The sequence below is a fragment of the Bradyrhizobium erythrophlei genome, assembly GCF_900142985.1.
GTDB lineage: Bacteria > Pseudomonadota > Alphaproteobacteria > Rhizobiales > Xanthobacteraceae > Bradyrhizobium > Bradyrhizobium erythrophlei_B.
The window spans coordinates 3,167,378-3,184,199 of sequence record NZ_LT670849.1; the positions used below are offsets into that span (position 1 = coordinate 3,167,378).

The 16,822-nt window shown below is 62.6% G+C and carries 16 protein-coding genes; 8 read left to right on the forward strand and 8 right to left on the reverse strand.

What is annotated here, in order from left to right:
* Positions 1–24: 24 nt before the first annotated feature.
* The 7 genes from BUA38_RS14760 to BUA38_RS14790 are packed head-to-tail and all read right to left on the reverse strand — an operon-like array spanning position 25 to position 6,284.
* Positions 25–906: an amidohydrolase family protein gene (locus BUA38_RS14760; RefSeq protein WP_172806029.1), complete on the reverse strand. Its 882-nt coding sequence runs from the start codon at positions 904–906 to the stop codon at positions 25–27.
* Between the two features lie 15 nt (positions 907–921).
* On the reverse strand, positions 922–1,659 hold the full coding sequence (locus tag BUA38_RS14765) for a maleate cis-trans isomerase family protein (RefSeq protein ID WP_156898529.1): 738 nt from the start codon (positions 1,657–1,659) through the stop codon (positions 922–924).
* Between the two features lie 17 nt (positions 1,660–1,676).
* Positions 1,677–2,786 carry an Ldh family oxidoreductase gene (locus BUA38_RS14770; RefSeq protein ID WP_072818739.1) on the reverse strand — a complete coding sequence of 370 codons (1,110 nt, stop codon included), beginning with the start codon at positions 2,784–2,786 and terminating at the stop codon, positions 1,677–1,679.
* Between the two features lie 10 nt (positions 2,787–2,796).
* A complete protein-coding gene (locus tag BUA38_RS14775; RefSeq protein WP_072818741.1) occupies positions 2,797–3,804 on the reverse strand; it encodes an ABC transporter substrate-binding protein in 1,008 nt (335 codons plus the stop codon).
* Complete coding sequence (locus BUA38_RS14780) at positions 3,801–4,601, reverse strand: HpcH/HpaI aldolase family protein (RefSeq protein WP_072818743.1); 801 nt, start codon at positions 4,599–4,601, stop codon at positions 3,801–3,803. The genes BUA38_RS14775 and BUA38_RS14780 overlap by 4 nt, the downstream gene beginning before the upstream one ends.
* 16 nt (positions 4,602–4,617) lie before the next feature.
* Positions 4,618–4,935 carry an AtuA-related protein gene (locus BUA38_RS14785; RefSeq protein WP_072818745.1) on the reverse strand — a complete coding sequence of 106 codons (318 nt, stop codon included), beginning with the start codon at positions 4,933–4,935 and terminating at the stop codon, positions 4,618–4,620.
* Positions 4,932–6,284 (reverse strand): acyclic terpene utilization AtuA family protein, encoded by a 1,353-nt coding sequence (locus BUA38_RS14790; protein WP_072826127.1) that lies wholly within the window; start codon positions 6,282–6,284, stop codon positions 4,932–4,934. The genes BUA38_RS14785 and BUA38_RS14790 overlap by 4 nt, the downstream gene beginning before the upstream one ends.
* A gap of 135 nt (positions 6,285–6,419) precedes the next feature.
* On the opposite strand from BUA38_RS14790, the gene BUA38_RS14795 reads away from it, so the two are divergent.
* The 6 genes from BUA38_RS14795 to BUA38_RS14820 all read left to right on the forward strand — a co-directional run bounded on the left by BUA38_RS14795 (position 6,420) and on the right by BUA38_RS14820 (position 11,994).
* Positions 6,420–7,313, forward strand: a complete 894-nt coding sequence (locus BUA38_RS14795) for a LysR family transcriptional regulator (RefSeq protein WP_072818747.1) — start codon at positions 6,420–6,422, stop codon at positions 7,311–7,313.
* A gap of 231 nt (positions 7,314–7,544) precedes the next feature.
* Positions 7,545–8,294, forward strand: a complete 750-nt coding sequence (locus tag BUA38_RS14800; protein ID WP_072818748.1) for an ABC transporter ATP-binding protein — start codon at positions 7,545–7,547, stop codon at positions 8,292–8,294.
* Positions 8,278–9,144, forward strand: a complete 867-nt coding sequence (locus tag BUA38_RS14805) for an ABC transporter permease (RefSeq protein ID WP_072818750.1) — start codon at positions 8,278–8,280, stop codon at positions 9,142–9,144. The genes BUA38_RS14800 and BUA38_RS14805 overlap by 17 nt, the downstream gene beginning before the upstream one ends.
* 32 nt (positions 9,145–9,176) lie before the next feature.
* Positions 9,177–10,208, forward strand: a complete 1,032-nt coding sequence (locus BUA38_RS14810) for an ABC transporter substrate-binding protein (protein ID WP_072818752.1) — start codon at positions 9,177–9,179, stop codon at positions 10,206–10,208.
* A gap of 41 nt (positions 10,209–10,249) precedes the next feature.
* Complete coding sequence (locus BUA38_RS14815) at positions 10,250–11,182, forward strand: hydroxyacid dehydrogenase (RefSeq protein WP_072818754.1); 933 nt, start codon at positions 10,250–10,252, stop codon at positions 11,180–11,182.
* A 20-nt stretch (positions 11,183–11,202) separates the two neighbouring features.
* Positions 11,203–11,994: an HpcH/HpaI aldolase family protein gene (locus BUA38_RS14820; RefSeq protein ID WP_072818756.1), complete on the forward strand. Its 792-nt coding sequence runs from the start codon at positions 11,203–11,205 to the stop codon at positions 11,992–11,994.
* Positions 11,995–12,000: 6 nt separating this feature from the next.
* Here BUA38_RS14820 and BUA38_RS14825 read toward each other — a convergent pair whose 3' ends face one another.
* Entirely contained in the window at positions 12,001–13,611 is a 1,611-nt protein-coding gene (locus BUA38_RS14825) for a thiamine pyrophosphate-binding protein (protein WP_072818758.1), read from the reverse strand.
* A gap of 361 nt (positions 13,612–13,972) precedes the next feature.
* On the opposite strand from BUA38_RS14825, the gene BUA38_RS14835 reads away from it, so the two are divergent.
* The gene (locus BUA38_RS14835) at positions 13,973–14,812 is read left to right on the forward strand and encodes a cytochrome ubiquinol oxidase subunit II (RefSeq protein ID WP_072818762.1); all 840 of its coding nucleotides are present in this window, start codon (positions 13,973–13,975) and stop codon (positions 14,810–14,812) included.
* Between the two features lie 6 nt (positions 14,813–14,818).
* Positions 14,819–16,822, forward strand: a complete 2,004-nt coding sequence (gene cyoB, locus BUA38_RS14840) for a cytochrome o ubiquinol oxidase subunit I (RefSeq protein WP_072818764.1) — start codon at positions 14,819–14,821, stop codon at positions 16,820–16,822.

Below are 16,822 nucleotides of genomic sequence, written 5' to 3' on the forward strand. Positions count from 1 at the left end.
TCCGAGGGTGGTCCGGCGATGAGCCTATACGAAACCGAACAGGCGTGCCGGATTATCAGCGAGAATGCGCTGCCGCATCGCAGGCTCCGGCGCCCATTCGGCCAAGAGATTATAGAGCTGGATCGTTCCGACGCGGTCGTGAAACGACAGGTGCGGAAAATCGCTGCCCCAGATCAACTGATCCGGCACCCGCTCGATCAGCGCCTGCGCCATCGGCTTCACGTCGGCAAAATCCGGCGCCGTGGAGAAGCGATAGATTCCGGTCAGCTTGACCCAGCAGCGCTTCGATCCGTCATCGACCAGATCGAGAAACGACTCGAAGCCAGACTGTTTCGGACCGTCCTTGGCGGGGAACAGTCCCATATGCGCGACCGAAAATTCGACCGGCAGGTCGTACAGCGTCGGCATCAACTCGCTGACCAGCCAGCCCGGCGTCAGGAAATCGAGATGCCAGGTGAGCTCGGCACAGATCCTGGCGAGCCGGAAAATACGCTGCCGCATCGACGCGGCAAGCCCGGCCTCGGGCTTGCGGATCGGCGAGATGTTGACGCGAATGCCGCGCACGCCAAGCGCGTCGAGTTCCGACAGTTCGTTGTCGCTGGTTTTTGTTTCGTCGAAATCAATGATGCCGCGCCGGATCGGCGGATCGAGCTGACGCATGGCGTCCAGCATGCATGAGTTGTCGAAGCCATAGGCGCTCGGCTGAACGAACACATAGCGCACCAGCCCCAGGCGCTGCGCCAGTTCGAGATAGCGCTCGAGCGGTTCGTGAGGCGGCTTGTAGCGGATGTCGGTGCCGTAGGCATATTTGTCGGCCGGACCGAACACATGGAAATGCGCATCGCAGGCATTGGGCGGCGCGGCAAAGGCTGGTTCATAACCGGCATCGGGATCATATTCGCTCATTGCATCCATCGCCGTTCACATCGTGGTTTCGAGTTGCGCCGCAAGGCCGTTCGCCGTCATCGCTTTGGCTCCCGCCCAGGCCGTTGCCCGGATCGACGACCATACGGGAATACGAAAATCGCGGCGCAATTGCAGGATCGCGCGCAGCGTCGGCAGTTGCGAACAGGCCACGAAAAGACTTTTGCTCGATGGTGTCACGGTCTGCCGAGACAGTTCCAGCACCTGATCCTCGGTGATGGCCCCGAGTTCGGCCGTCGTCTTGCAGAGGAAACTGTTCAGGGTCTCGACCTGAATGCCGGAGGCCTCAAGATAACGTCGCAGGCCGTCATTGACCGGCGCAAGATAGGGCGTCACGACGGCAGTCTCGGTCACATTGTCTTCGCGCAGCACGTCGACCATGGCGCCCGCAGTGCTGACGACGACAGCGCCGGTACGCTCGCGCAGGCGTTCGACCATGCGCGCATTGCTGTCGGGGCCGCCGAGGAATCCGGCGGCGGTGCAGCCATAGATCACGAGGTCCCAAGGCTCGTTCGAAGGAGGCTTGTTTTCAAATGGCTGGTCAGTAAACGGCGCGATGGCGTCCAGCGTCGCCTCGGCATAGGCCGGCAGGTCTTCGAGCAACAATGTGCGCGGCGGACGCTTGACGCGGGCAACCGCAAGGGGCGCGAGCGCCGGGCACAGCGCGGCAATTTCCGGTTCGATGGTGGTGTTGTTCTCCGGCAGCACGATCATGACTCGGATGGGTCGCGTCATGGTCTTAGCGTCCCGGCCTAGCCCAGCGGCTTGTTGGAAACCGGCAACGGCGGCAAGCCAGCTTTGGCAGCGGCTTCCTGCAACGCGGCCACTTCCCTGGCGTGGAAGGGAACGCCGGTGCGGCGATGCTGGGCTTCCAGTCGGCGCTCGCGTTCGCCCGGCATGATCACCTCGTCAAATCCTTCCGCGGTTGGATTAAGGTGGACGCGCTTCGCCAGCGTATCCATGCGCCGCATATATTCATCGCGGCTGACGAACAGATCAGGCTTCATCGCCATAATGAAGTGGCCGACGTTCTGCGGAGCTTCGTAATCCTCGAAATGGTTGCGCACGTCGCCGGCGAATGCCGCGCCTGAGATGACGCCGCCCATCACGTCCATCAGCATCGCGAGCGCGGAACCCTTTGGGCCGCCGATCGGCTGCACCGTGCCGCCGTCAAGCGCGGCGTTCGGGTCGGTGGTCCGTCGGCCCTTGGCGTCGAGGGCATAGCCGAGCGGGATTTGCTGGCCGCGACGCGCCGCCCGGCGGATTTTCCCGCGTGCGGCAACGGCCGGCGACATATCCAGGTCAAACGGGGTTTCGAGCCCCGCAGGCGCCGCGACCGCAATCGGACTGGTGCCGAGCAGGCCTTCACGGCCGCCCCATGGCGGCATCGCCCGCGACGCATTGGTGAAAACGATGCCGATAAAGCCCGCGTCCATCGCCTGCAGGGCGTAGTTGCAGGCCGCGCCGAAATGCGTGCTGCGGCGCGCCGAGACGATGCCGACGCCGAACTCGCGCGCCATCTCGATCGCTTCCGCCATGCCCTTGGTCGCGACCACGAAGCCGAAGGCATTTTCGCCGTCCAGCGAGCCGGCCATCGGCGTGACGCGTTCCACCTTCAAATTCGGCCGCGGATTGATCAGGCCGCGACGCACGCGATCGAGATAGTGTGGCAGGGTTTGCAGGCCGTGGGTATCGACGCCGCGCAGATCCGCTTTCACCAGGCAGCGCGCCACTGTGCCTGCGTCTTCCTTCGGCAGATCGTGCGCGACCAGAAGACGCCTTCCAAAGGCCTCTGCCGCCTCGGCATCGACATAAAACGGGCCGGTCGTCGCGTCTGTATGTGTTGTCTGTGCAGATGTCATCGCCGCTCGCTCAGCTGCCGTTCAGTCCATGGGCTTCGGGGAAGAACAGGTCCTTCCACGAAGCCGGCTTTTTCTTGATGCGTCCGACTTCGTGCATGAAGTCAACGATCTTCATCAGGTTGATCGGCGTCGTGGTGTAGTCAACGTCGGGATCGGCGACCATCTTCTCAAGCTGATCGAGCGCGATCTTGTCCTTGGTCACATCCAGATAGATTTGCGCGGCCTCGCGCGGATGCGCCTTGATGAAGGCGTCCGCCTCCTCGAATGCGGCGACGACAGCCGCGCATAGTTTTGGATTGGCGTCGTGGAACTTCTTGGCTGTCAAGAGCACGCCGTTGGTGTGCTTGGCGCCAAGTGTGTCGTAGGACTTCAGCACCTGATGAATTCCCGGCGTCGCCAGTTCGTAGTAATAGAACGGCGCGCTGGCGAAATGCGCGTCGATCTCCGACTGGTTCGACATCAACGCGGCCGCGGCGTCGGCATGCGAGCGTGTAATCGTGATGGAATCGAGCTTGTTATATTGATCCGCGCCCCAGACCTTTGCTGCTTCCATCTCGAGCGCGATGGCGTGCCCGGTCAGCTTGACCGCGGGCAACGCGATCTTGTCCTTGTCGGTGAAGTCGGCGATAGTTTTGATCGCCGGATTGCGCGTCACCAGCACGTAAGGCATCGACTGCATCGCGATCAGTGCGCGGACTTCCTGCGGCGTGCCCACCGTCTTGTCCCAGACGGTCGCCAAGGTCGGGATGCCCGGTCCGATGAAATCGGCCTGGCCTGCCAGCAGCGCATCGAGGTCGGCGGCGGGGCCGGCGCGCTGCGACCATTCCACCGTGACCTCGAGGCCGGCGGCCTTGGCGTTCTTTTCCAGGAGATGCCGGTCCTCGATGACGATCATCGGCAAATAAGGCAGGCCGAATTGCCGCGATACGCGCACCTTGCTGACTTCGGCCTGCGCGGCACTGGTGATAGCCAGGGCCATCAGCGTCATCGTCACCAGAATTTTGCGCGAAACCATCATGTCACGGAAATCTCGCGGACCTGCTTGGCCTTCTCATTCATGGCGGCGAACAGAAACTGGATGTCGGTTCCGGTCGAGAGCAGGCGCGCGCCCATGGCGATGAACTCGGCGGCGAGTTTCGGCCGGGTCGAGAGCCCGCCGACACCGACATGCTTGCCGTATTTGCGGCAGGCCGCAATCGCCCGCGCATAGGCCTCGCGCACCCTGGGATGCTCGAACTGGCCAGCGAGATTAAGATCGGCGAGCAGATCGTTGACGCCGATCAAGACCATGTCGACGCCTTCGACGGCGGCGATCTCTTCGGCCTTCTCAACTGCCTCTGCGGACTCGAACTGCACGATCACCATGGTGGCGTCGTTGATGGCGACGTTCGCTTCGGCTGATGGAAACGGGCGGTATTCCAGATGCGGCAGCGCGCCGCCGGCGCCGCGTTCGCCAAGCGGGGCATATTTCGCGGCCGCGACCACGGCGCGCGCTTCCTCGGCCGATCGCACGCCGGGAGCGATGATGCCGAGCGCGCCGGCATCGAGCACGCGCTGGATATATTCCGGCGTGTTGGCGGGAACGCGCACCATCGGCGTCACGCCGGCGCTTAACGCCGCCTGGCAAATCTGGCCGGTTGCCTCCAGCGTCAGCGTCGAATGTTCGAGGTCGACATAGATCATGTCGAAGCCGGCGGTCGCCGCCATCCGCGCGATTTCGACGCCGCGCACCAGCCGAATGGTCATCGACGACACGACCTCGCCGCGCGCGAGCTTTTCCTTGACGATAGTGCGGACGACCCCGTTCGCCTTCACGAAATCAACTCCTTGTTCATTTCGGGTCCGGCAATTCGATCGCCAGCATCACGTTGCTGTAGCTCTTGCCGTGGATGTCCTGCGCCAGCGAGATCGTGACGCCGCCGGCGAGTGCGTTATCGATCACAAAATTGAACGCCTTGAGATTGCGCAGAGGATAACGCCGGATCGGCCCCTTGGCGATATGACGAAATGCCTGCGCGACGCGCTCGATCGTCAGTTCGCGTTCGAGGAACTCCCAGTGTTTGGCGTCGTAGCAGATCACCGAGATGTTCGAGGTGTTGCCCTTGTCGCCGGCGCGGGAGTGGGCGAGGTCATAGACGCGGACGCTCACAGTGAGCCCTCCACGACCACTTGCGGATTGACCGTGTTTTTCGGCAGCAGCACCGACTTGACGGCGAGCACGTCACGCACCCGTGGTTCGCAGGCGCCTCCGGCGCCGCCCGGTCCGTGCATGTGCAGGGCGCGGACCTCGAAGCCGATGGCGTGCGCCGCCTTTCGATTATGGGTGCGGCCGGCCATCCGCAGGCGGACCTCATAGGGCTCGGGCCGGCTGGCGAGATCATCGTGCAGGCTCGACATGCCGATCAGATCGACGCGGAAATCGTCGTAAGTGAAACCTTGCAGCCTCAAGCGCTCCTTGACGATCTCGGCGGCCCATTTGGCGCGTGCGACCGCGTCGATGCCGCCATAGGACACTTCGCCCTCGCCGATATAACCGTCGGCATAGCCGACGTTTACTTTATAGGTCGGCGTCGCCGGCCGGGCGGTGGCGTTCGCGAGCCGCACGCGGTCGGAAGCTTCCTGCGTGAGCGCGATCGTGGAGATGTCTAGCACGCAGTCCGGCGTGATGTAGGCGGTCGGATCGTGGATCTCGTATATCAACTGCTCGGTGCAGGTCATCACGTCGAGGCGCCCGCCGGTATCCGGCGTCTTGCTGATCACGATGGAGCCATCTGCCTTTACGTCGGCGAACGGAAAGCCGTTGCGGGCGAGATCGGGCACGTCCTTCTTGCCGGGCCAACCGAAGCAGCCGCCGGTCGCCGACGCCGTGCATTCGAGCAGGTGGCCCGCCGCGGTGCCTTGCGCGATCTTCGGCAGATCGTCATAGGCCCAGCCGAATTCGTGCATCATCGGCGCCAGGAACAGCGAGGGATCGGCAACGCGGCCGGACAGCACGATCGGGGCGCCGGTATTGAGCGCCTCGCACACGACATCGGCGCCGAGATAGGCGTTCGCCGAAATCATCTTTGGCAGGATCGATTCCAGCGGCTCGCCGTTTTCGATCAGCCGCAACTCGCCCTTGTGCTGAACGAGGCTCGAGACGTCGTCGCCGAGCACGACAGCGACGGGAACATCGCCGAGGCCGAGTTCGGCGGCTTCCTTGCGCGCCGCGCGCGCTCCGCCGACCGGATTGGCCGCGCCCATATTGCTGACGATGCGGATGTTCTTCTTGATGCAGGTCGGCAGCACCATGCGCAGGCGCGCGTGCAGCGATGGCGCATAGCCTTGATTGGGGTCCTTGCTGCGTGACAGGTTTTCCCGAGACACCGTCCGCTCGGCGAGGCATTCGAAGACGAGGTAGTCGATGTCGCCCCGTTCGGCGAGTTCCAGCGCAGGCACCATCCGGTCGTCAGATGTTCCTGCGCCGGAGCCGACACGCACCGTGTCCTTCGACCTCATGCGTTTCCTCGATTTCTTTTTGTTGGCGATGAGTTTGGGCGGGGATGCGCGACGGCGTCCAATCAGGACCTTGGCATGGTCCATAAGCTCTGCTTATGTGTTCTCAAACGACCCAGGGGAAACGCTCGTCGACCCATGAATCTGCGGCATATGGAAGTCTTCCACGCCATCATGCGCACCGGTTCGGTGACCGGCGCCGCGCGCGCTCTCAATGTGACGCAGCCGGCAGTCAGCGCCATCCTCAAGCACTGCGAAAGCCAACTCAGGATGAAGCTGTTCGCCCGCGTATCGGGCCGGTTGCAGCCGACGGCGGAGGCGAAGGCGATCTTTCCTGAAGTCGATGCGATTTTCGGCCGGGTCGACGCGGTCAATGCGCTGACGCAGGACCTGGTCGGCGGCCGTCTCGGTACGCTCTCGATCGCCGCCGCCTTCCCGATCGCCAACGGCTATCTGGCGAAAGCGGTCGCGACCTTTGTCGCCGAACGGCCGAACGTGCGTGTTGCGCTGCAATCACTGACTTCGCCGCAGGTGCTCGACCGCGTCGTGCATCGCGAGGTCGAATTGGGCATCGCCTACGAGCCGGTCGTCAGTTCGGAAGTCGAAACCAGAGTCCTCATGCGCACCGGAATCGCCTGTGTGATGCCGGCAGGCCACCCGCTCGCCCGCCGCAAGGAAGTCGCGGTCAAGGATCTGGAGCCCTATTCGATCATCACCTATCTGCCGCAGGCGCTGTCGCGCATCTATGTCGATCGCGCGCTGAGCGCCGCCGGCATCGTGCCGAACATCGTCGCGCAGGTGAGCCTTTCGCTCACCGGTATCATGCTGGCGCGCCATGGCGCGGGCGTCGCGCTGGTGGAACCGTTGCTTGTCACCTCGATGGGACTGCCCGGCATTGTGATCCGGCCACTCAAGCCGCGCATCGACATCAAAACATTGTTGATCCGGCACAAGACCGCACCGCAATCCAAGATCATGAACGAATTCATCGGCCATCTGGGCAAAGTCATTGCCGCGGAGCCGAGCCAATAGACAGAGTTATGGAAACCGGCCAAATTGTTATTGGACAGTTATGGGCTAGTGTAGCGAAGTCTCAAGAAAAAAGCGGCCCTCGGGAGGAAAGAGCGGATGACGGGAGGTCCTGCACTCGCGTCAAAAACGACCCCGGACACAAGACTACCATCGGCGTCCGCGGCGCCGCGTGGCCGTGCAGCGCCTGAAAGCGAGGCGGGGCAGCGGCTGCTCGACGTACGCGGCGTCACCATGCGTTACAAGACGCAGGCGCATCTCATCACCGCGACTTATCGCGTTTCTTTCAGTGTGCTGCAAGGCGATCGCTTTGTCGTGGTCGGCCCCTCCGGCTGCGGCAAGTCGACCTTGCTGAAGGCCGTCGGCGGCTATCTGACGCCAACCGAAGGCGAGATCACGCTGAAGGGCGAACGGATCACGAAACCCGGCCCCGACCGGATGATGGTGTTTCAGGAATTCGATCAGTTGCTGCCGTGGAAGACGGTGCTGGAAAACGTCACCTTTCCGCTCAAGACCACCGGCGCGCTGAGCGGAAAGGCCGCCATCGATCGCGCGATGCAGTACCTCGAGAAGGTCAAGCTCGCGGACTTCGCCCACAGCTATCCCCACATGTTGTCCGGCGGCATGAAGCAGCGGGTCGCAATCGCGCGCGGCATGGCGATGGAGCCGGATATTCTTTTGATGGATGAGCCGTTCGCCGCACTCGACGCGCTGACCCGCTCGCGCATGCAGGACGAACTGCTGGCGCTGTGGGACGAGACGCGTTTCACGGTGCTGTTCGTCACGCACTCGATCCCCGAAGCGATCAAGCTCGGCAACCGCATTTTGCTGCTCTCGCCGCATCCGGGCCAGGTCAAGGCCGAGATCAACAGCGTGCCGCGCGGTCAGGAGAATTCCAACGAGGCCACGGCGCTGGGGCGCGAAATTCACGACATGCTGTTCGCCGACCAGATCAAGAAGGCATCCAATGCTTCAGGCGAGTGAACGTCCGAACATTTACTGCGAGACGCTCGGCCCCGATCAGTTCGGCATCATCGAGAAGCCGCTGACGCTCGCCGAGCAGATCTACAACAAGGTCTGGCTGCGCAAGCTCGCGATCCTCGTCGTGCTGGCGCTGGCCTGGGAGCTTTACGGCCGCTGGCTCGACAATCCGTTGCTGGTGCCGCCGTTCAGCGCAGCGGTGCGGGCATTGATCGCCGACGTCGCCAACGGCACCATTCCGAAGCGCGCGCTGAGCTCGATCGAGGTGCTGCTGATCGGCTTTGCCGCCGGCACCGTGCTCGCGGGATTGCTGACGGTGTTCGCCATCTCCAGCAAGATCGGCACGGACTTTCTCGACACCATGACCGCGATGTTCAATCCGCTGCCGGCGATCGCGCTGTTGCCGCTGGCGCTGATCTGGTTCGGTCTCGGCAATGGCAGCCTGATCTTCGTCTTGGTGCATTCGGTGATGTGGGCGGTTTCGCTCAACATGCTCGCCGGCTTCCGCGGCGTGTCGACGACCGCGCGCATGGTCGGACGCAACTACAATTTGAAAGGCCTGCGTTTTGTCGGCCAGATTCTGATTCCGGCGGCGTTCCCAAGCATTCTCGCCGGCTTGAAGATCGGCTGGGCCTTTGCCTGGCGCACGCTGATCGCGGCCGAACTCGTGTTCGGCGTGTCGTCGGGGCAGGGCGGACTCGGCTGGTACATCTTCGAGAGCAAGAACCAGCTCGATATTCCGGAAGTGTTCGCGGGCCTGCTTACGATCATCCTGATCGGACTGGCAGTCGAGAACGGTGTGTTCCGCCTGATCGAAGCGCGCACCGTCCAGCGTTGGGGCATGCAGGCGTAATGACGGCCAGTGCGAAATCAGGAAAAGCCGTGATGTTGCACCGGCGGAATTTCTGCAAGGCGGTCGCCGCCGCGCCGGTGGCGCTCGCATCGCCGATGCTGATGCGCTCGTCGTTTGCCGACGAAGTCTCCAGCATCGTGATCGTCAGCCAGCACGGCCTGCCTTACCTGCCGTTGATGGTGATGGATTCGCTTCAGCTCGTGCAGAAACACGCTGCCCGGCTTGGTATCGCTTCGCTGAAGCCGGAATTCAAAAGCCTCGGCGGCACGCAATCACTGATCGATGCATTGTTGAGCCGGCAGATGGATTTCGGCGTTACCGGCGTGCCGAGCCTCTGTACGCTATGGGACAAGACTGCAGGCACGCCCAACGAAGTGCGCGCGCTATCCGCCGTGCAGTCGATGCCGTTCATGCTGGTGACCAACAAGCCCGAGATCAAGACGATCAAGGATTTCACAAGTGCGGACAAGATCGCGGTGCCCGCGATCAAGGTGTCGAGCCAGGCGATCTGTCTGCAAATGGCGGCTGCGAAGGAATGGGGCGACGATCAATACGCCAGGCTGGATGCTTTCACGATCACGCGCTCGCATCCGGACGCCGCGGTCTCGCTCATCGCCAAGACCGCCGAGATCGACACTCATTACTCGGTCGCGCCCTATTACTACTACGAGCTCGCGACGTCGGGCGTGCACAACGTGCTCAAATCCTACGACACGCTTGGTGGTCCCGGCACCAACGGCGTGATGCTGATGAGCCGGCGTTTCCATGATGCCAACCCAAAGGTGACGCAGGCTGTCCATGCAGCACTGACGGAGGCGGAGGAGTTCATCAACAAGAACCCGGGCGACGCCGCGGAGATCTATATCAAGACCACCAACGAGAAGCGCAGCAATCAGGAGGAAATGACCAAGTTCATTTCCGATCCCGACAACATCTGGACCACCACGCCGCAGCAAACCATGACCTTTGCCGGCTTCATGCACAAGGTCGGCACCATGAAGCGCGAGCCCGTATCATGGAAAGATCTCTACATGCCGGAATGCCATGAACTCGCCGGCAGTTGAAAACGGACCCCGCACAGTGCTGGCCGCTTAGGAGACGATGAATGAAGATTTATGTGCTTGATGCATTTCACCTGAGCGGCGTCGAATTGGCCGAAAAGCAGGCGGAGGTCATTCGGTGGGATGACCCGAGAGCCAAAAATTGGCACGAAGACGCCGCCGGATTGATGGTTCGCGGCAAGAAAATCACCGCAGATGACATGGCGCGCGCCAAAAAGCTGCGTGTCATTTCCAAGCAAGGTGTCGGGATCGATAATATCGACCTGGAAGCCGCAAAGGCCCGCGGAATTGCCGTGTGCAGAACGCCGGGCGTCAACAGCGAGGCGGTGGCCGAAATGGCGTTGTCGCTGGGCTTAAGCACCGTCCGGCGCGTCACGGAATTCGACCGGATGACAAGAGGCGGTAGCAAGGTTCAGCGCGCGGACTTTCTCGGTTACGAATCCTGGCAGAAGACGGTCGGCATTGTCGGCATGGGCAACATCGGCACGCTGGTGGCGCGGAAATGGCGCGGGGCGTTCGACGCCAACATCATTGGCTACGACCCTTACGTGCCCGCCAGCCGCTGGTCCGAGCTGCCGCACAAGCGCGCCGCTTCGCTCGAGGAAATGCTGCCGCAGGTCGATATCCTGACGCTGCATCTGCCGCTGACCCCGGAAAGCCGCAACATGATCGACGCGGCCAGGCTGGCGTTGATGAAGCCGACGGCGATTGTCGTGAACACCTCGCGCGGCGGCATCGTCAATGAGGCCGCGCTCTATCAGGCGATCTCGTCGGGCAAGTTGTTTGGCGCCGGTTTCGACGTCTTCGAGGTCGAGCCGCCGACGTCGGATCATCCGCTGATGACGCTGCCAACCTTCGTGGGAACGCCGCATGCCGCCGCCGGCACGGTCGAAACTCAGATGCGCAGTTCCATGCTGGCGGCGTCGCAACTGCTGGAAGCGCTGGCCGGTGGCCAGCCGCTCGGCCAAGTAGCTTAGAAAGCCGCCTGAGGAACGCGATGGCAGCCGTGGAAAAACTCGTCCACCCGATCAAGCAACGGTTGCAGGCCGGTGACGTCGCCCTCGGCATGCCGGTGCGGCTTGGCCGTTCCGGCGATATCGCCAGAATCGCAAAATCGACGGGCCACGATTTCCTGTTCATCGATTGCCAGCATTCGCTGTTCAATCTCGAGACCATCGGCCACATCGTCTCTACCGCCATGTCGTGCGGGATTGCGCCCTTGGTGCGCGTGCGCGGCATCGACGATCCCGACGTCTCGCTGTTGCTCGATAACGGCGCGATGGGCATCGTCTACCCCGATATCAATACGGCCGAAGAGGCCAAGCGCGCGGTGGAGACTTGCAAGTTCGCGCCGCTCGGCAAGCGCTCGGTGAGCGGCGGCTATCCGCATTTTGATTATCGCTCGGTGCCGCTTGCCGCCGGCGTGCCGTTGCTCAACGACAACTGCCTTCTGGTCTGCATGATCGAAACCGTCGAAGGCCTGAACAATGTCGAGGCGATCGCGGCCGTCAAGGGCATCGACGTGCTGCATGTCGGCAGCAACGATCTGCTCGCCAATATGGGCAAGCCCGGAAAGTTCGACGATCCGGAACTGGTCGCAGCGCAGGAGCGCGTGATTGCTGCCTGCCGCGCCAACGGCATCTTCGCTGGCTGCGGTGGCAACCGCGATCCGGCGCGTCAGTTGGAGCTGATCAAGAAGGGCTGCCGCTTCATCACGACGCAGTCGGATATCGGCTTCCTGTCGGCGGCCGCTTCCGCCTGGACGTCGCAGATCCGCGCTGGGCTTTGAGAGGCCTCACAGCTCTCGAAGCGCGTTGAACTGCGCGACATAGCCTGACGCATCGATCCGCACGCCAATGACGGTGGTCTTTTTCGTCTTCAGCGCGCTGGTCAATGCGTTGCTGAACGCCTGTTCGGTCTCGACCGTGCAGCCATCGGCGCCAAAGGATTGCGCGAGCTTCTCCCAGTCGATGCCGCCGATCGCAACCCCATTGCGCGGAATGCCCTTGATCTCCTGCTTGACGCGGATCAGGCCGATTTCCTGGTCGTCGAACACGATGATGATGATCGGCAGTTTCTCGATCTGTGCGGTCTGTAGTTCCGCGACGGTCATCAGGAAGCCGCCGTCGCCGGTGAACGCAACGATCGGCCGGTCCGGATAGGCCATCCGGGCAGCGAGCGCGCCGGGCACCGCATAGCCCATCGAGGCGAGGCCGTTGGAGGTAAGGAATTCACGCGGGCCGTAGGATTCCCACTTCTGCACGACGAGAAGCCGGCTCGCGCCGGCGTCGCAGGTCGCAATGGTGTCGCGCGGCAGGATCGCGCGCGCGACTTCCATCGTCCGTTGGGGCGAAAGGCCTTTGGCAGGCGTGTTGAGCGCATCGCGCACTTCGCTGCGGAATGTTTTCGCGGATTTCTCGCCCCAACTCGTGCCCTCCGGCGCCCATTGCGCAAGGCCCGCGAGCAGCGCCTTGAGATCGCCGATAATTTCCGGGTCGGCCGGCACCAGCGCATCCGTGCTCGGCACCGAGGACAGCGACAGTACCGGCAATGTGTAGGGCCAGGGTTTCGGTTGCAGTTCGACCGCGTCGAGACCGACGGTGACGATGAGATCGGATTCGGCTACCAGCTTGCGCTCGATCAGTCCGCCGATGATGCAGCCTGCGCGCAACGGGTGATCCTCCGGGATCATGCCCTTGCATTTGGTGGTGGTGAGTACCGGCGCGCCAAGATGTTCGGCAAACTTCACGAATTCAGCTGATGCTTTGCACCAGTAGACGCCCATGCCGGCGATCAGGATCGGGCGCCTGGCGCGGCTCAGCATGTCCAAAGCTGGCTTCAGATCGGCGCGGTCGGGCCCGGGCGTGATCCAGTTCGGTGTCAGCGGCGGCTCGGCCACGAGTTCGCCGGCCTCGCGCGTGGTCTCGCTTTGTGGAAACTCGAAATGCACCGGGCCGGGCGGCGTCGCGGTCGCCGTGCGCATGGCGCGGCGGACCTGCTGACGCACCGTCTTGGCGTCGATGACCGTGCTCCACTTCACGACCGGCTCATAGATCGCCTGCTGGTTGATGCGCTGGCGCAGACCAGTCTCGAATACGGGGCGCGAATAGGTGTCGGTGATCGCGATCAGCGGCGAGCGATCGAGGAAGGCGTGCGCCACGCCATTGACCATGTTGGCCGCGCCGGGGCCGCGCGTGGAAAGGCAGATGCCGGGACTGCCGGTGAGATCGCCCCAGGTCGAGGCGAGCATCGCGCCGGCGACTTCCTGCTTCATCAGGAGAAAGCGCATCTGGCGTTGGCGTGCGGCTTCCATCAACTCCACCGATTCCCCACCGGGATGCCCGACGATGAACGGGGTGCCGGCGTCCTTGAACGCGGCGGCGAGCACTTCGACGGTGGTGGCCATGGCAAGCGTCTCCGAATATTTTCTTATGTTGCCGTTAGCATGGCAGAACTCGCCGCGCTTTCCAACGGCGCGCAGCGGCCATGCCGATAGCTATATCGCCGTCATCCATTACTATAATGATGTGCTGCTCTCCGAACGCGCCGCGGTCCCGATCAGGCCGTTGTCCCGTCCGCGTTGCGCGAGGAGTGCGAACTCGAAGTGATTTTTATTTCGAGCGTGTGACGCGTCGCGCCATCACTTGATCGACGGAATCGGCAAATTTTGGCTTGACCCCGGGCCTCATCAGTCAGAACAATGCACGCGTGGCAGGAACCTAACCCGGCGACACGGCTTCCCGTTGTCGTCACAATCGGACCCGCCGATGAATATTCTCGCTCCACAAGGCCCGATCGCGGCCGCCGAGAAGGTCATCCTCATCGATTCAATCGCGATCATGCTCGCGATCGTCGTGCCGACGATCGTCGCGATCATCGCCTTCGCCTACTACTTCCGCCAGTCGAACAGCCGCGCGTTCTATCTGCCGGATTTCGCCCATTCCGGCCGGATCGAACTTGTGGTGTGGTCGATCCCGACGCTCACCATCATCCTGCTCGGTGGTGTCGCCTGGATCGGATCGCATCAGCTCGATCCTGCGGCGCCGGTCGCTGGCACCGGAAGCCCGGTCAGGGTGCAGGTCGTCTCGCTCGACTGGAAATGGCTCTTCATCTATCCGGACCAGCGGGTTGCGACCGTCAATACGCTCACCGTGCCGGTCGGCGCGCCCCTGCAACTGGAGCTGACATCGTCAAGCGTGATGAACGTCTTTTTCATCCCGCAGCTCGGCAGTATGATTTACACGATGAACGGCATGGTCACGCATCTCAATCTGCGTGCGGATCAGGAAGGCGATACCAAGGGCCTCTCGGCGCATTTTTCCGGTGACGGCTTTCCGGAGATGATGTTCGACGTCCACGTCGTCTCGCCGCTCGACTTCCCCAATTGGGTCGAGGCGACCGCGAAAAGCGGCAGCGCGTTGACCGCCGACACCTACAAGCAGCTCGCAGAGCAGTCCGTCGAGACTGGACGGCCGACCTATCGGCTGCCCGACCCGCGTTTGTTCGATGACATCGCTAGTCAACGTATTCCGCCGGGTCCTGGACCGAAGCTCGCCGACAATCCCGCCAAGCCGCAGCCCGTGAGTGGAGCCGCCAGTGTCAGGTAAGTTACCGTGTTAGGTAAATTGACTTGGGCCGCCATTCCCTTCGGCCAGCCGATTCCGCTGATCACGGGCGCGGCGGTGCTCGTCATTATGCTCGCCGTGATCGCCTGGGTCGTGATCGCGGGCCATCTGCCTTATCTCTGGCGTGAGTGGATCACGAGTGTGGATCACAAGCGGATCGGCGTCATGTACACGCTGCTCGCCTCCGTGATGCTGCTGCGCGGATTTTCCGACGCCATCATGATGCGTGGCCAGCAGGCGGTCGCCTTCCAGTCGCAAGGCTATCTGCCGCCCGAGCATTACAACCAGATCTTCTCGGCCCACGGCACCATCATGATATTCTTCGTCGCTATGCCGTTCGTCATTGGCTTGATGAATCTCGTGGTGCCGTTGCAGCTCGGCGTGCGCGACGTGGCGTTTCCGACGCTCAATTCGGTGGGGTTCTGGCTGACCGCGACCGGTGCACTGCTCGTCAACATCTCGCTGGTGGTCGGCGAATTCGCGCGCACCGGGTGGCTGCCTTATCCGCCGCTGTCGGAGCTGACCTATTCGCCCGGCGTCGGTGTCGACTACTATCTCTGGTCGCTCGAGATTTCCGGGGTCGGCACGCTGGTCGCCGGGATCAATCTCGTCACCACCGTGCTGAAGCTGCGCGCCAAAGGCATGACCTATTTGCGCATGCCGATGTTCTGCTGGACCACGCTGGCCTCGAATCTGCTGATCATCGCGGCGTTTCCGATCCTCACCGCAACGCTCGCGATGCTGATCCTCGACCGCTATTTCGGCTTCCACTTCTTCACCAACGAAGCCGGCGGCAACGTCATGATGTTCATGAACCTGATCTGGGCCTGGGGGCACCCCGAGGTCTACATCCTGGTGTTGCCGGCCTTCGGCATTTTTTCCGAAGTCGTTTCGACATTCTCCGGCAAGCCGCTGTTTGGCTACCGCTCCATGGTGCTGGCGACCATGGCGATCTGCATCATCTCCTTTACGGTGTGGCTGCATCATTTCTTCACCATGGGCGCGGGACCCGAGGTCAACGCGATCTTCGGCATCGCCAGCATGATCATCGCAGTGCCGACCGGCGTGAAGATCTACAACTGGCTGTTCACGATGTATGGCGGCCGCATCCGCTTCGCGACGCCGATGATGTGGTCGATGGGCTTCATGATCACCTTCATTATCGGCGGGCTCACCGGCGTTCTCGTCGCCGTGCCGCCGGCGGATTTCCTGCTGCATAACAGCCTGTTCCTGGTGGCGCATTTCCATAACGTCATCATCGGCGGCGTGCTGTTCGGCGCGTTCGCCGGCTACACCTACTGGTTTCCCAAGGCCTTCGGCTTTCGCCTGCATGAGGGCTGGGGCAAGGCGGCGTTCTGGCTGTGGCTGACCGGCTTCTATGTCTCCTTCATGCCGCTCTACGCCGTCGGCTTTCTCGGCATGACGCGGCGCATGCAGCACTACGACGTGCCGGAGTGGCGGCCGTGGCTAATGATCGCGGGTGTTGGCGCCGTCATGATCCTGGTTGCGATCGTCTGCCAGGTCATGCAGCTCGTGACCAGTATCCGCGATCGCGAGCAACTGCGTGACGTGACCGGCGATCCCTGGGACGGCCGCTCGCTGGAATGGGCGACGGCCTCGCCGCCGCCGGTGTTCAATTTCGCGATTCCTCCCGACGTGACCGGCGAGGACGCCTATTGGCGAATGAAGGCGCATGCGCGCGAGCGGGTTCTGGCGCCGGCCGAGCCCGACTACAGGGACATCGAGATGCCGCGCAACTCGCCGACCGGTTTTGTCTGCGCCTTCTTTGCGAGCGTGATGGGATTTGCGCTGATCTGGCACATCTGGTGGATGGTCATCCTCGGCGGCATCGGCGCCTTCGCCACCTTCGTCGTCTTCGCCTGGCGCGACCATGACGAATACGTCATTCCGGCGGCCGAGGTCGCGCGCATCGACGGCCTCAATCGCGAAGCACGCCGCGTCGCCTTGAACCTTGCGGGGAGCCGATCGTGA

Coding starts and splice junctions, on each gene's coding strand:
- BUA38_RS14760 (WP_172806029.1), bottom strand. CDS start 906: ATGAGCGAATATGATCCCGATGCCGGTTATGAACCAGCCTTTGCCGCG.
- BUA38_RS14765 (WP_156898529.1), bottom strand. CDS start 1,659: ATGACGCGACCCATCCGAGTCATGATCGTGCTGCCGGAGAACAACACC.
- BUA38_RS14770 (WP_072818739.1), bottom strand. CDS start 2,786: ATGACATCTGCACAGACAACACATACAGACGCGACGACCGGCCCGTTT.
- BUA38_RS14775 (WP_072818741.1), bottom strand. CDS start 3,804: ATGATGGTTTCGCGCAAAATTCTGGTGACGATGACGCTGATGGCCCTG.
- BUA38_RS14790 (WP_072826127.1), bottom strand. CDS start 6,284: ATGAGGTCGAAGGACACGGTGCGTGTCGGCTCCGGCGCAGGAACATCT.
- BUA38_RS14795 (WP_072818747.1), top strand. CDS start 6,420: ATGAATCTGCGGCATATGGAAGTCTTCCACGCCATCATGCGCACCGGT.
- BUA38_RS14800 (WP_072818748.1), top strand. CDS start 7,545: ATGCGTTACAAGACGCAGGCGCATCTCATCACCGCGACTTATCGCGTT.
- BUA38_RS14805 (WP_072818750.1), top strand. CDS start 8,278: ATGCTTCAGGCGAGTGAACGTCCGAACATTTACTGCGAGACGCTCGGC.
- BUA38_RS14810 (WP_072818752.1), top strand. CDS start 9,177: ATGTTGCACCGGCGGAATTTCTGCAAGGCGGTCGCCGCCGCGCCGGTG.
- BUA38_RS14815 (WP_072818754.1), top strand. CDS start 10,250: ATGAAGATTTATGTGCTTGATGCATTTCACCTGAGCGGCGTCGAATTG.
- BUA38_RS14820 (WP_072818756.1), top strand. CDS start 11,203: ATGGCAGCCGTGGAAAAACTCGTCCACCCGATCAAGCAACGGTTGCAG.
- BUA38_RS14825 (WP_072818758.1), bottom strand. CDS start 13,611: ATGGCCACCACCGTCGAAGTGCTCGCCGCCGCGTTCAAGGACGCCGGC.
- BUA38_RS14835 (WP_072818762.1), top strand. CDS start 13,973: ATGAATATTCTCGCTCCACAAGGCCCGATCGCGGCCGCCGAGAAGGTC.